We start from the raw sequence: 12,874 nt of genomic DNA, 5'->3' as shown, positions 1-12,874 counted from the left end.
ACATTTTGAATCCCAAAAATTGGTCGTTCCAGCCATGGACGCCGCCGACTTGCTGCACTAACGTCCCCGGCGAACCCCAGTCTATCCTGATCAACAGGTGCGAGGTACTTTCATGGATTATCACAGCCCCGCCAGCTTTGCCGAGGCGTCGGCTCTGGCCGCAAATGCAACGGGCATCACTCGGTTTCTGGCAGGCGGCACCGATGTGCTGGTGCAGTTGCGCTCGGAATTGGTGACGCCCGATACGCTGATCGACATCAAGAAGATCGATGGCGTTAGCGAAATTACCCGCAATGCCGATGGCAGCTGGACGCTGGGCGTCGCCGCGACCGGCGCCGAGATGAGCGAGCACGCCGCGTTGGGCCGCGATTGGCCGGGTGTGGTCGAGGCGATGGATCTGATTGGATCGACTCAGGTACAGGGGCGTGCGACGCTGACCGGGAATCTGTGCAATGGCTCTCCGGCGGCGGACTCGGTGCCAGCGATGGTTGCGGCAGGCGTTACAGTCACCGTGACGGGCCCGGACGGCACACGAGAGGTGGCGGTCGAAGACATCCCGACGGGACCCGGCAAGACCTCACTGGCCAAAGGCGAACTGATCTCGGCGGTCAACATTCCAGCGCGTGGCGACAACGCCGGTGACGCCTATCTGCGCTTTATCCCGCGCACCGAGATGGATATCGCGGTGGTTGGTGTGGGCGTAAACTTACGACTGGATGGCGATACCATCACCGAGGCGCGCGTCTCACTGGGGGCTGTCGCACCAACCGTCTTGCTGGTTGAACACTGCGCCAAAGCGCTGATTGGCAGCGCGTTGGATGACGCGGCGCTGGACGCGCTCGCTGCAGCGGCCTCGGCTGCCTGCAACCCCATTGATGACAAACGCGGCACTATTGCATTCCGCACCGAAGTTGCTGGCGTTCTGGCCAAGCGCGCCGCAAAAATCGCCTATGCCCGCGCAAAGGGAGAAGACGTATGAGTAAGTTCCACGTATCCACCACCGTAAATGGGGACGCGGTTGAATACCTCTGCGACCCACGCGAAACCCTGCTGGACTGTCTGCGCGACAAGCTGAACCTGACCGGCGCGAAAGAGGGCTGCGGCACCGGCGATTGCGGTGCTTGTTCGGTCAGCGTCGATGGCCGTCTTGTGTGTTCATGCCTGATGTTGGGCGTCGAGGCTGAAGGTAAGCAGATCGAAACGGTTGAAGGGATCGCGGACGGCGACGTCCTGCATCCGCTGCAAAAGAAGATGATCGAGTATGCCGCCCTGCAATGCGGCATCTGTACCCCGGGCATTCTGGTGGCGGCCAAGTCGCTGCTGGAAAAGAACCCCAATCCCACCGAAGAGGAAACCCGGTACTGGCTGGCAGGCAATCTCTGCCGCTGCACTGGCTATGACAAGATTATTCGCGCCGTGATGGATACGGCGGCTGAGATGCGGGAGGCTTCGTAATGGCACTGGACGATCGCAAATCTGACTTCACGTTTGTCGGCACCCGCCCTGACCGCCCTGACGGTCTGGACAAGGTGACGGGCCGCGCCAAGTTCGGTGCGGATATCTCAGCCCCCGGCATGTTGCATGGCGCTATCCTGCGTTCACCCCATGCCCATGCGCGGATCGTCAAGATTGATGCTTCAAAGGCCGAGGCCCACAAAGACGTCAAAGCCGTTGTTACCCGCGCCGATTTCGCCGATGTCCCCTTCAAGCCGGGGCTGGAAGGCGAATTCTGGAACGTGCTGGAAAATGTCATGGCGGGCGAAAAGGCTCTGTATGACGGCCACGCGATTGCAGCAGTTGCAGCGACATCAGCCTTGGCGGCGCGCGATGCGCTGAAGCTGATCGAGGTTGAATATGAAGTTTTGCCCCACGTCACAGATGTGGACAAGGCGATGGCACCGGACGCGCCTGTCATCCGCGAAGGTGCGGCAGATTATTCGGTGCCTGAGGGGATGCACCCCAACGTGGTGCGCTATCACGAAAGCGGCCACGGAGATGTCGAAGCCGGATTTGCCGAGGCGGATCTGGTAATTGAGGACAGCTTCGTTACCGAGGCAACCCATCAGGGTTACATTGAACCTCATGCCTGCATGGGGTCTCTGGGTACTGACGGCAAAGGTGAGCTTTGGTGCACCACCCAAGGCCATTGGATCGCACAGAAAACCTGCGCGGCGTTGCTGGGCATCGAAACCTCACAACTGCGTGTGACCGCGTCTGAGATCGGGGGCGGCTTTGGTGGTAAGACCACTGTGTTCATCGAACCGGTTGCTTTGGCGCTCAGCCGCAAGGCCAACCGCCCCGTAAAGATCGTGATGACCCGGTCCGAGGTGTTCCGTGCGACCGGCCCGACCTCATCGGCGTCGATGGATATCAAGATCGGTATGAAGAAGGACGGCACCATCACGGCAGCCGAAGGCATCTTCCGCCTGCAGGGCGGTGCCTTCCCGGGTGCGCCGGGCGACATGACCGCCATGTGTGCCTTTGCGCCCTACAACCTGACCAACGTTCGCCAGGTCGGTTATGACGTAATGGCCAACCGCCCGAAACAGGCCGCCTATCGCGCGCCAGGCGCTCCGATGGGTGCGTTCGCGGTCGAATCCGTTCTGGATGAGCTGTGCAATCAACTCGGCCTCGACCCGGTGGATGTGCGCCTAAAAAACGCCGCGCATGAAGGCACCAAAGCCAGCTATGGCCCGACCTATGAGCGCATAGGTCTTGTCGAAACGCTTGAGGCCGCCAAGGCGCATCCGCATTACTCGGCCCCGTTGAAGCCGGGGCAAGGGCGCGGGATTTCCTGTGGGTTCTGGTTCAACCATGGTGGTGAGACCTCGGTATCTCTGGCGCTGTCCGAGGACGGCTCGGCCCAAGTCATGGTCGGTACGCCGGATATCGGCGGATCACGCGCGTCAATGGCGCTGATGGCGGCCGAGGTTCTGGGCATTCCCTACGAGAACATTCGCGTCACCGTCGCCGATACGGCAACGCTGGGTTACAATGATGTGAGCCACGGCAGCCGCGTGACCTATGCCTCGGGTCTGGCGACAATCAAGGCGGCGCGCCACGCGGTCGAGCAGCTATGCGCCCGCGCAGCGGCCAGTTGGGGAATCCCGGTTGATGCGGTGAAATGGGAGAACGGCTGTGCCGTGCCCTCAGGCCCCAATGCCGGTGACTTCGATCCGCGCCCGCTGGCCGATATCACCGCCCATATGGGCGCGACCGGCGGCCCGATCTCGGGCCATTTCGAGGCCACGCCGGAAGGCGCGGGTGTATCCTTTGGCACCCATATCGTGGATGCCGAGGTCGACCCGGAAACCGGCAAGACCAGCATCACCCGCTACACGGTCATTCAGGACGCGGGCAAGGCGATCCACCCGACCTATGTCGAAGGCCAGTATCAGGGCGGTGCTGCGCAGGGCATCGGCTGGGCGCTGAACGAGGAATATATCTATGGTGAGGATGGCCGCTTGCAGAACTCGATTTTCCTCGATTACCGCATCCCGGTCGCCAGCGATCTGCCGATGATCGACACGGTGATTGTCGAAGTGCCCAACCCCGGCCACCCGTTCGGTGTACGCGGCGTGGGAGAGACCGGCATCGTGCCGCCCTTGGCCGCCATCGCCAACGCGGTCTCCAACGCGGCCGGTGTACGCCTGAAGCAACTGCCAATGTCCCCGCCGCGCATTCTTGCCGCGCTCAAGGACAATGGTTGAGGTCCACCTCTGGTCCAGCCTCCGGTCTTTGACCGGGGGTCGCGAGGTGGTCGAGGTTGAGGCCGCCACCACGGGCGAATTGCTGCAGGAACTGGTGCGTGTACATCCCCGGCTGCAGGCACCGATCGATGCGGGGGTCTCGGTGGCGTTGGACGGGCGCATCATCGCGACCGGACTGTCCGAGCCGATTCCGGAAGGTGCCGAAGTTTATTTAATGCAGCGTCTCAGGGGCGGTTGAAGGCGAAAGGTCTAGTTGGGCCCCGCCGTCACGCGAAATCACGGGACAGGATGAACGCGCAACACTGCTCGGTCAGATATTGGAAGCGCGAACGCTCGCGGACATAGAGATACACTTGCCTTTTGTCGTGAAGGTCCGTGATCGGGCGGTAAGACACCGCCTCCGGCAAGAATTCGGCAACGGTTTGAGGAAGCACTGTGATCCACTCGCCCGATCGCACCAGCGTGATCAATGAATGCGTGTTGTGAATTGTGATCTCGGCGTTTTTGATTGCCGTATGGAAAGCCGGCGTTTGAATCAGATCGCACAACGTGTTTCGGACAAAGGGTGCGCTGGCGATGTCGGGGATATTCAGCGGTTCTGCGCGTGTGATCAGAGGATGATCCGAGGCCGCGACCAATCCAAAGGAGTCCTGAAATAGTGGAATGGTTTGGATGCCGTTCAGGGCGTGATACCCGGATGCGATTCCGATATCTGCCTGATCCTGAGCGATGGCATCCAACACCTGCTGCGTGTCGGTGTCGCGCAGCTCGATCTTCACCCCGGGGGATTCGCTGCTCATGTGGTGCAATAGTGGTGGAAAGATCAACGCGCCAACCGACGGGACGGATACGATCCGGATCAATCCCTGTTCAGCCAGCGCGGCGGCCTCGATATTCTGGACGGTCTGATCGAATTGGCGCACTTGCCGCAAGCCCAGATCGAGTACCTGCTCACCCAGCGGGGAAAGCTGGTTCTTGCGCTCGCCTTCGAACAGCTTTTTGCCCAGATGGTCTTCGAGCTGCTTCAATGTCATCGAGACGGCTGATTGCGTTCGACCAAGGCGGTCGGCGGCCTCGGACAGGTTCCCGGTCTGGGCCACCGTGCAAAAGCAACGCAGCATCTCAATCTTGATTGCCAACTTCAGGTTCCTTGAAGTTTGTTTAAGTTATTTGAGTTTGACTGATGTGCATCGGAAAATCCATCCTGTGACAAACGAATTCTGACTCTGGGGCGCATTGTGACCAAACTGAACCTGATCGCTGGCGAATGGCTGGCAGGCGAAAGCGAAATCGAAAACCGCAACCCTTCTGATCTGACTGACCTGGTTGGTATGTTCGCGCAAGCCAGCAGCGACCAACTTGAAGCGACGCTGGATCAGGCACGTGTCGCGCAAGCTGAATGGGCTGCCTATGGGCTGGAACGTAAGCAGGCAGTTCTGAACGCCATCGGTAACGAGCTGATGACCCGCGCCGAGGAACTGGGCACGTTGCTCAGCCGGGAAGAGGGCAAACCGCTGGCCGAAGGTAAGGGCGAGGTCTATCGAGCGGGTCAGTTCTTTACCTACTACGCCGCTGAATGTCTTCGTCAGATTGGGGAAAACGCCGACTCCGTTCGCCCCGACATCGAGATTGACGTGCGCCGCGAAGCGGTGGGTGTTGTCGCCATTATCAGCCCGTGGAACTTTCCCACTGCGACCGCTTCGTGGAAGATTGCGCCCGCGCTGTGCTATGGCAACGCTGTGGTGTGGAAACCGGCGAACATCACCCCGGCCTCGGCCGTGGCACTGACCGAAATCATCGAACGGCAGGACATTCCCAAAGGTCTGTTCAGCCTCGTTATGGGCTCAGGCCGCAGTATCGGGCAGCGTTTGGTCGAAAGTCCTAAAGTCAACGCGATTTCTTTCACCGGCTCGGTTCCAGTTGGCAAGGGCATCGCGGCGGCGGCGATCCAGAACCTGACCAAAGTTCAGATGGAGATGGGGTCCAAGAACGCGCTGGCCGTGATGGACGACGCGGATTTGGATCTGGCGGTTTCGCTGGCATTGGGCGGCGCGTTCGGCGGCACCGGTCAGAAATGCACCGCCTCGTCGCGGCTGGTGGTGCATGCAGGCATCCATGATGCTTTTGTCGAGAAACTCGTCGCAGGCGCGCAGGCGATGAAAGTTGGCCACGCGCTGGAAGAAGGTGTTCAGATGGGCCCCGTCGTAAGCCAGCAGCAACTAGGCGAGAACCTCGCCTATGTCGATCTGGGTAAATCTGAAGGGGCCGAACTGGCCTGCGGTGGACAGCGCCTAGAGATGCCGCATGAGGGCTTCTACATGTCGCCGGGCGTGTTCCTGAACACCACCAACGACATGCGCATAAACCGCGAGGAAATGTTCGCGCCGCTGACCAGCGTCATCAAGGTTGGCAGCTATGACGAGGCGCTGAGTGTGGTGAACGACACCAATTTCGGCCTGACCTCGGGCATCGTGACTAAATCGCTGGCCCGTGCCACCCATTTCCGACGCAATGCGCGAACTGGTGTGGTGACGGTGAATCTGCCTACGGCAGGCACCGATTATCACGTACCCTTTGGCGGTCGCGGCGACAGCTCGTACGGGCCGCGCGAACAAGGCAAAGCAGCGGCAGAGTTCTATACCACCGTCAAGACCGCCTATATCAGCGCAGGCCCCGTCTGATGCGTATCGACGCGCTGCAATATGCCAACTGGTCGGAGAAGATTTTCCGCCAACTGCGCGAAGGCGGCGTGGATGCGATCCACGTCACCATCGCTTATCATGAGAATTTCCGCGAAACCGTTCTGAACTTTGAAAAGTGGAATCGCTGGTTCGAGCAATACCCAGATCTGATCATGAAAGGCCGTTGGGCCAGCGACATCGACATCGCGCGCGAAACGGGGCGGACGGCTGTGTTCTTCGGGTTTCAGAACCCATCCCCGATCGAAGACGATATCGGTCTGGTTGAGGTTCTGCATGATCTGGGCGCCCGCTTCATGCAGCTGACCTATAACAACCAGTCGCTGCTGGCGACCGGCTGTTACGAGGCCGAAGACACCGGCATCACCCGCATGGGCAAGCAGGTGATCAAAGAGATGAACCGCGTGGGCCTTGTTGTCGATATGAGCCATTCGGCGGATCGGTCGACCATCGAAGCGGCGGAATTGTCCGAGCGCCCCATTGCCATCACCCATGCCAATCCGCACGAATGGTCACCCGCTTTACGCAACAAGCGCGATGCGGTGATCCGGGCGGTGACGGAAAATGGTGGGATGCTGGGCTTTTCGGTCTATCCTCATCACCTCAAGGACAAGTCCGACTGCACGTTGGAGAGTTTCTGTGAGATGATCGCCCGAACGGCTGAGAAATACGGTGCCCAGCATCTGGGGATTGGCACCGACCTGTGTCAAGATCAGCCCGACAGTGTGGTTGAATGGATGCGCGTGGGGCGCTGGACAAAACAGATCGACTATGGCGAGGGTTCGGCCTCGGCCCCCGGTTTCCCGCCCATGCCGGGCTGGTTTCGGGACAATCGCGACTTCGGCAACATCGAGTCCGGCTTGCGCGCCACTGGCATGAACTCCGACGAGGTCGCGGGGATCATGGGCGGCAACTGGTACCGCTTCTTTGCCGATAATTTTAGGCCACAAGGCATATGATGGACCAAAGCCCGCATATCGCACGCCGCGACCCGGCCACTGTGATGCGCCTGTCCCGTCTAGGATCGTTGCATCAATGCCGTCTTAGTTTCATGCGGCAATTGACCCGTCGGATGGCTGCCGAAAACTGGACGTTCACCCGCCCAGTCTTCCAGATTGATGAAAAGGGCGTCGGTCACGCGGTCTACACTGCGCAAGGTCCGGAACGCGCTTATTCGTTGGTGGCGTTTGCCCATGATCTGCCACCCGAGCAACGCTCGGATCGTGTAATCGCCGAGGCATGGGACGCGACCTTTGCGTTGTTTGACGGAATTCCTGACCCGGAAGACATTGAGCGGCTTTCGCAAAACGTACCTCTGCAAGAGGCCGGGCGTGTAAGCGAAAGCGAGCTGTCCTTGTCACGGGCCAACCGCTCGGTGCGTCTGTGGGCACATGTCGTGGATCGTCTTGCCACCGGTCAGCAGCCCGACCTCGAACAGATTTACAAGGTCGGTTACCTGATGCGGACAACCGCCGTGTATGGCTCGGGCAAGTTCGGCGCGGCAGATCGTGAGAGGATTGCAGACCGAGACGAAGTCAGCGCGCCATTTCAGGCCGAGATGCTTTCGGTCTACCTGACGCGGACCTTCGTGCGCGATCTGGTGCAACATATGGCCCGCACCAAGGGTGGCGACCAGACCGCAGAGTTGAACCCGGAAATCGCGCGTTGGCTGGGTATAGGCAATTCGACCGGGCTAGGTATGGCGCCTTTCATCGTCAATCACCCGATCCTGTTCAACAACTGGATCATGGTCCGGGAAGAGGCGATCTCGCGGGTTCGGTCCATTGAGACCGCAACAGAGGCAGAAGCGGCCAAGTTTCGCAACATCTTCGCCCGTAGCAGATTGTCGATCTCGTGGTGGAAGTCCGAGCATCCAATCCAGATCGAAAAGCTCGCGGCGCTGAATGCTGACTTGTGCGCAATATCGGACCATCTCGACAAGACCGATCTGACGGGCAATCAGCCCTGGGACCGCTTGATACAGTGGTCTCAGGCTGCGCTCAGCGAAGAAGGGCAGGAGTTGTTGGCCTCGCTGATCCTTGAACCCTACGGAGAACTGGTCGATGGGCTGACCAGCTGTATGGCAGACAGCAACGGTGCGGCGCATGTGATTGATGGCACGATGACCGTTGGCAAGGTGCGCGACCTGATCCGCGCCAGCTTTGGCTGGGCAATGGATCTGGACTGGAACGCGCCCGAACACTGCGCGCGCGCTTGGTATGTGTCCGAGGAAAAGCTCGAGCCCCGGCTGGGTGAGCGGTTTGACGAACCGATTGCAGACTACGAACAGCCGCTAGCCCCGGCGCGCGACGCGGCTCTGGCCGAAAGCGCGCTTTCGGAATGGGCGGATGGTGCACCCATCGCCGAGTTCCTACTTGAACACCCTGAACACCGCCACACGATCCGTCGCGCGCAAATGAGCCGCGTCGCGCCTTACGGCGAAATTCGCGACAACACGATCAGCGCGGATGTTCTGCCGATCGACATGCTGCGTGCCAAACTCTCGTTCTTTGGTGCCACGCATTTCGATCCTCGTTCAGACCGCTGGGTACGTATCTGCATGTATGCTGGCGCGCCTTATCCCGAAGAGTTAAGCAGCAAGACTGCCGATCTGTGGGTCTATCCGGAGCTTGGACCGTGAACGTATCGCTGAATGAGGTCGAAGCCACGGCCAAACGCGCCGCGCGCGGAGCCGGATACCCCTGGGGACTGGCGGAAGAGGTCGGCAAAGCCACACGTTGGCTATGCGCAAACGGGATTGATGGCACGAATTCCCTTGCGCAATTGTTGGAGCAAGGTCTGGCAGCCTCACTCAAGAATCACCGCCCGGTTGAGATGCAGTCGGCTTGGGCGGGGCAAGGCGTGCTTTGCCCGATCATCACGGGCGCTTTGCTGTCTGATCGGTCTGACCTGCTGCACGCAGGTCCCATACGTATCCAGAAGCTCGCAGTACCTGTTTTTCTGCTGCCCTTCGTAGCCTCGGCGGCACGCGCCCAGAATATCGTGATCACGCATACGTGCGATCTGTTCAGGGCCGCAACGGATGGCGATCGTCTGGAGGCGGGGCAGGATTGGCCATCGTTTTCTGATCACACCCAGATCACGCTGGGCGGCCAACTTACCACCCCTCGACCGCACGTGACCCGCGCAACCCCGGACCCGGCTTGCTGGGACACCCTCAACCGATTTGCCCATCGCACCTACGCGCCTGCTACCGAAGAATCCCGACTGTTGGGTGCTGGCGCTGGCCTGTCCGACAATGACTGAATGAGAGAGCGACATGATCGAAACCCGTACCCTTAGCCTAGCTGAAATCGAGGATCTTTCTTTCCGTGCGTTGGTGTCCGCGGGCACCAGCGAAGAAAACGCGCGCCCATTGGCAATTGCAACCGCCGCAACCGAGGCGGACGGGGTAGCGAGCCATGGTCTGGCCTATATCTCGATCTATTGCGAACATGTTCAGTGCGGCAAGGTAGATGGGCGGGCCACCCCTCAGCTGTCCCAGCCGCGCCCCGGCGTAGTGACGGTCGACGCCGCGACCGGGTTCGCCCACACGGCGATCGACGCGGGGTTCGAGGCATTGATCGCTGCGGCGCGCACGCAGGGCGTTGCGGTGCTAGCGATCCGCAACAGCTATAACTGCGGCGTTCTGGGCTATCACACCTACCGGCTGGCGCAGGCTGGTTTTGTGGGACTTGGGTTCACCAACGCGCCCGCCTCCATCGCGCCGTCCGGTGGTGCCAAACCGGTGGTCGGAACCAACCCATTTTCAATCGCGGTCCCTGGAAACGACGGCCAACCCGCATTACTGATCGATCAAAGCGCCAGCACCATCGCCAAAAGCGAGGTCATGAAACACGCGCGCGAAGGCAAACCAATCCCGGTTGGCTGGGCGTTGGACGCAGATGGCAACCCTACGACCGACCCGAATGTTGGGCTTAAGGGTTCCATGGCCCCATCGGGTGGGTACAAGGGGGTTGGCGTTGCCCTGATGACCGAGGTTTTGGCTGCAGCGCTGACCGGTGCCACGCTTGGGATACACGCCTCACCTTTTTCGGGAACCGCCGGTGGGCCTCCGAAAACAGGCCAGTTCTTTATTGCAATTGACGCTTCTGCGACTGCGGATGACGCATTTTCTTCCAGAATTGTCGATCTTGTCGAAGCGATCCGATCTCAGAACGGCGCACATTTGCCCGGTGACGGCCGCCAGGCAAAGCGTTTGGTGGCCAAGAACGATGGTGTGGCTGTCAGTGTAGCGACCCTCGAAAAAATAGAAGCTCTGCTGACGTAGGGCTCGATGGCGAAGCTCCGGGACGCTCATGAAGATCTTTCTGGAAATCAGGACACGTGCGAATAGGGAGGAAACACATGTCTATGAAGGAACCTTTTACCGATCTGGAGATCAAGCGATCTTCGGGCGGGTTTTATGAAGGGCACAGTGTTGAGATTGCCTTGCTGAGCAAGTCAATCATGGTCGCGCTGGTTATCTGGGCGCTTGTCTGGCCCGCAAATGCAAACGGAGTTCTTGGAAGCCTGAACTCGCGTCTGCTGGAAGATTTCAACGCCTTCTATATCATTATTGTCGGCTTTTTTGTCTTTTTCCTGTTTGTCGTGGCGGCGCTGCCGCAAACCGGTAAGCGGCTTATGGGCCCAGAGGGCGAAAAACCAGAATTCTCGGATTTCTCATGGTTTTCGATGATGTTTGGCGCGGGCTTGGGCGTCGGTCTCATGGTGTTCGCTACCGCTGAGCCTTTAGGGCTGTGGGGATCGAACCCGGTTGTCATCGCGGGCGATGTCGTCGGCAATAGCGAAAACGCATTGCAGTCGGGATATCGCTACACTTTCCTGCATTACGGGTTTCACGCCTGGGCGATCTATGTGGTGACCGGCCTGTCGCTGGCGTATTACGCCTACACGCGCAACATGCCCCTGACTATTCGCACCGCGCTGACACCTCTGTTCGGCAAGCTGATGAACGGCTTCCTGGGCCACGTCGTGGATGTACTGGGCGTGGTGGCAACCATTTTGGGTGTTTCAGTTACCATCGGGTACGGGGTTTCGCAGTTCATCGACGGCCTATACGCCATTTCGGGTATGGAATGGATGATGGATCTGACCGGTGACGCACCAGCCCCCAGCACTGTTGGTCTGCTGGCTGGCCTCATTGTGATCATGGGCCTTTCGATCATCTCGGCTGTCTCTGGTGTTGGTCGTGGCGTCAAGTACCTGTCTAACCTGAACCTGGTGTTGTCGCTGATCCTGTTGCTGGTCTTTGTTGTCTTTGGGTCGTTCCTGTTCGCGATGACGACTTACGCAACTGCATTTGTCGATTACATCCTGCACTTCATTTCGCTCAGCTTTGGTGCTTTCAATCCGCAATCGGCGGCGGCGTTTGATGCTGCCCTGCCGAGTGAAGCAGCGCCGTTTGCCGATGCGCTTTATGCCGGTGCGACCAATCCTTGGGGATCGTTTGACGGGTTCAAATCTGGCCTGGAAGGCGATGCCGCCGCGCTGCCGGAATCTGTTCTGGCTTCGGTCTACGCCGCAGGTGATCCGGGTCGGCAGTTTGGCTGGCAAGCGGGCTGGACCACGTTCTACTGGGCCTGGTGGATAGCGTTTTCGCCGTTCGTCGGCCTGTTCCTGGCGCGCATTTCCAAAGGACGCTCTGTGCGTGAGTTCATCATCGGTTGTGTCTTTGCCCCTGCGCTGGTCTGCTTTGCGTGGATGACCATTCTGGGTGGCACCGCGATCGATCTCGAACTGAATGGCACCGCCGAAGGCGCCATCATCGGGGCGTCGAACACCGCCAAGCTGTTTGTCACCTTGCAAGAGATGATCACCGGTGGGCTGTTGTCTGGCATCACCGTGATGTGCGTCGTCTTGATCATGACCTTCCTGGTTACCTCGGCGGACTCGGGCATTTTGGTGATGAACACCATCATGTCTGGCGGAGATCAGAACATCGGCAACAAGCACAAGATCGTCTGGGGCCTTATCCTGACAGCGGTGATTGGCGCTCTGATCCTCGCTGCGGGTGAAAACAATCCGATGGACGCCTTGCGAAATGCGATGATCATCGGTGCGCTACCCTTTACGATGGTCATGGGCCTGATGTGCATAGCGCTCGCCAAGGCGCTTTATCGCGATGGTCTGAGGCAAAAGCAGACCACAGCACCTGCGGAATAAACCTAGGCACGGGCGGTTGTGATGCAACCGCCCGCTGTCGTCAGGCGCTTTTGCGCGCGTCAACTTCAACTCAATTCAATGAAAATGCCAGTGGCAGAGACGCCACGTTTTCGTGCACCATTCGAAGCATTATGTCGGACGTGAAGATGGTGTGCCCGGAGGGAATTGAATTTGGATGAGGGAGTTCCAATACATTGATTTAATGACATAAAACCATACGTAGAGCAGCTATATGTGGGGGTCCTGCGGAGGCGTATTGGCCAATATCATGACTAACAT

At 59.3% G+C, this 12,874-nt stretch carries 11 protein-coding genes; 10 read left to right on the top strand and 1 reads right to left on the bottom strand.

Going from position 1 to position 12,874, the window contains the following annotated elements; all coding sequences use genetic code 11:
• Positions 1–112 precede the first annotated feature (112 nt).
• From ACR0BI_RS19590 to ACR0BI_RS19575, 4 genes are read left to right on the top strand one after another with little or no spacing between them, the layout of a single operon-like run.
• Positions 113–979 (top strand): FAD binding domain-containing protein, encoded by an 867-nt coding sequence (locus ACR0BI_RS19590; protein WP_480563089.1) that lies wholly within the window; start codon positions 113–115, stop codon positions 977–979.
• Positions 976–1,455: a (2Fe-2S)-binding protein gene (locus tag ACR0BI_RS19585; RefSeq protein ID WP_170408211.1), complete on the top strand. Its 480-nt coding sequence runs from the start codon at positions 976–978 to the stop codon at positions 1,453–1,455. Before ACR0BI_RS19590 ends, ACR0BI_RS19585 begins: the two co-directional genes overlap by 4 nt.
• On the top strand, positions 1,455–3,710 hold the full coding sequence (locus ACR0BI_RS19580) for a xanthine dehydrogenase family protein molybdopterin-binding subunit (RefSeq protein ID WP_170408212.1): 2,256 nt from the start codon (positions 1,455–1,457) through the stop codon (positions 3,708–3,710). The genes ACR0BI_RS19585 and ACR0BI_RS19580 overlap by 1 nt, the downstream gene beginning before the upstream one ends.
• Positions 3,703–3,948, top strand: a complete 246-nt coding sequence (locus tag ACR0BI_RS19575) for a MoaD/ThiS family protein (protein WP_170398411.1) — start codon at positions 3,703–3,705, stop codon at positions 3,946–3,948. Before ACR0BI_RS19580 ends, ACR0BI_RS19575 begins: the two co-directional genes overlap by 8 nt.
• A 28-nt stretch (positions 3,949–3,976) precedes the next feature.
• Here ACR0BI_RS19575 and ACR0BI_RS19570 read toward each other — a convergent pair whose 3' ends face one another.
• Positions 3,977–4,849, bottom strand: a complete 873-nt coding sequence (locus ACR0BI_RS19570; protein WP_170398414.1) for a LysR family transcriptional regulator — start codon at positions 4,847–4,849, stop codon at positions 3,977–3,979.
• Between the two features lie 99 nt (positions 4,850–4,948).
• Between ACR0BI_RS19570 and ACR0BI_RS19565 the strand changes: the two genes are divergently transcribed.
• From ACR0BI_RS19565 to ACR0BI_RS19540, 6 genes are all read left to right on the top strand, one after another.
• Positions 4,949–6,391, top strand: coding sequence for an aldehyde dehydrogenase family protein (locus ACR0BI_RS19565; RefSeq protein ID WP_170398417.1), 1,443 nt, complete (start codon positions 4,949–4,951; stop codon positions 6,389–6,391).
• Positions 6,391–7,368: a membrane dipeptidase gene (locus tag ACR0BI_RS19560; protein WP_170566732.1), complete on the top strand. Its 978-nt coding sequence runs from the start codon at positions 6,391–6,393 to the stop codon at positions 7,366–7,368. The genes ACR0BI_RS19565 and ACR0BI_RS19560 overlap by 1 nt, the downstream gene beginning before the upstream one ends.
• Positions 7,368–9,050, top strand: coding sequence for a hypothetical protein (locus tag ACR0BI_RS19555; RefSeq protein ID WP_480563096.1), 1,683 nt, complete (start codon positions 7,368–7,370; stop codon positions 9,048–9,050). The genes ACR0BI_RS19560 and ACR0BI_RS19555 overlap by 1 nt, the downstream gene beginning before the upstream one ends.
• Positions 9,047–9,676: a DUF3726 domain-containing protein gene (locus tag ACR0BI_RS19550; protein WP_480563087.1), complete on the top strand. Its 630-nt coding sequence runs from the start codon at positions 9,047–9,049 to the stop codon at positions 9,674–9,676. Before ACR0BI_RS19555 ends, ACR0BI_RS19550 begins: the two co-directional genes overlap by 4 nt.
• Before the next feature lie 13 nt (positions 9,677–9,689).
• Positions 9,690–10,700 (top strand): Ldh family oxidoreductase, encoded by a 1,011-nt coding sequence (locus ACR0BI_RS19545; RefSeq protein WP_480563085.1) that lies wholly within the window; start codon positions 9,690–9,692, stop codon positions 10,698–10,700.
• A gap of 77 nt (positions 10,701–10,777) precedes the next feature.
• Positions 10,778–12,595 (top strand): BCCT family transporter, encoded by a 1,818-nt coding sequence (locus ACR0BI_RS19540; RefSeq protein ID WP_170425677.1) that lies wholly within the window; start codon positions 10,778–10,780, stop codon positions 12,593–12,595.
• The last annotated feature ends 279 nt before the right edge of the window (positions 12,596–12,874 follow it).

Source organism: Ruegeria sp. E5, from assembly GCF_056534105.1.
Note: the sequence above shows the minus strand (reverse complement) of the source record. Positions and strands in the feature narration are given on the sequence as shown.

Bases quoted from the DNA above. Each gene is read 5' to 3' on its own strand.
- ACR0BI_RS19580 (WP_170408212.1), top strand. From the start codon at position 1,455: ATGGCACTGGACGATCGCAAATCTGACTTCACGTTTGTCGGCACCCGC.
- ACR0BI_RS19585 (WP_170408211.1), top strand. From the start codon at position 976: ATGAGTAAGTTCCACGTATCCACCACCGTAAATGGGGACGCGGTTGAA.
- ACR0BI_RS19555 (WP_480563096.1), top strand. From the start codon at position 7,368: ATGGACCAAAGCCCGCATATCGCACGCCGCGACCCGGCCACTGTGATG.
- ACR0BI_RS19540 (WP_170425677.1), top strand. From the start codon at position 10,778: ATGTCTATGAAGGAACCTTTTACCGATCTGGAGATCAAGCGATCTTCG.
- ACR0BI_RS19560 (WP_170566732.1), top strand. From the start codon at position 6,391: ATGCGTATCGACGCGCTGCAATATGCCAACTGGTCGGAGAAGATTTTC.
- ACR0BI_RS19575 (WP_170398411.1), top strand. From the start codon at position 3,703: ATGGTTGAGGTCCACCTCTGGTCCAGCCTCCGGTCTTTGACCGGGGGT.
- ACR0BI_RS19590 (WP_480563089.1), top strand. From the start codon at position 113: ATGGATTATCACAGCCCCGCCAGCTTTGCCGAGGCGTCGGCTCTGGCC.
- ACR0BI_RS19545 (WP_480563085.1), top strand. From the start codon at position 9,690: ATGATCGAAACCCGTACCCTTAGCCTAGCTGAAATCGAGGATCTTTCT.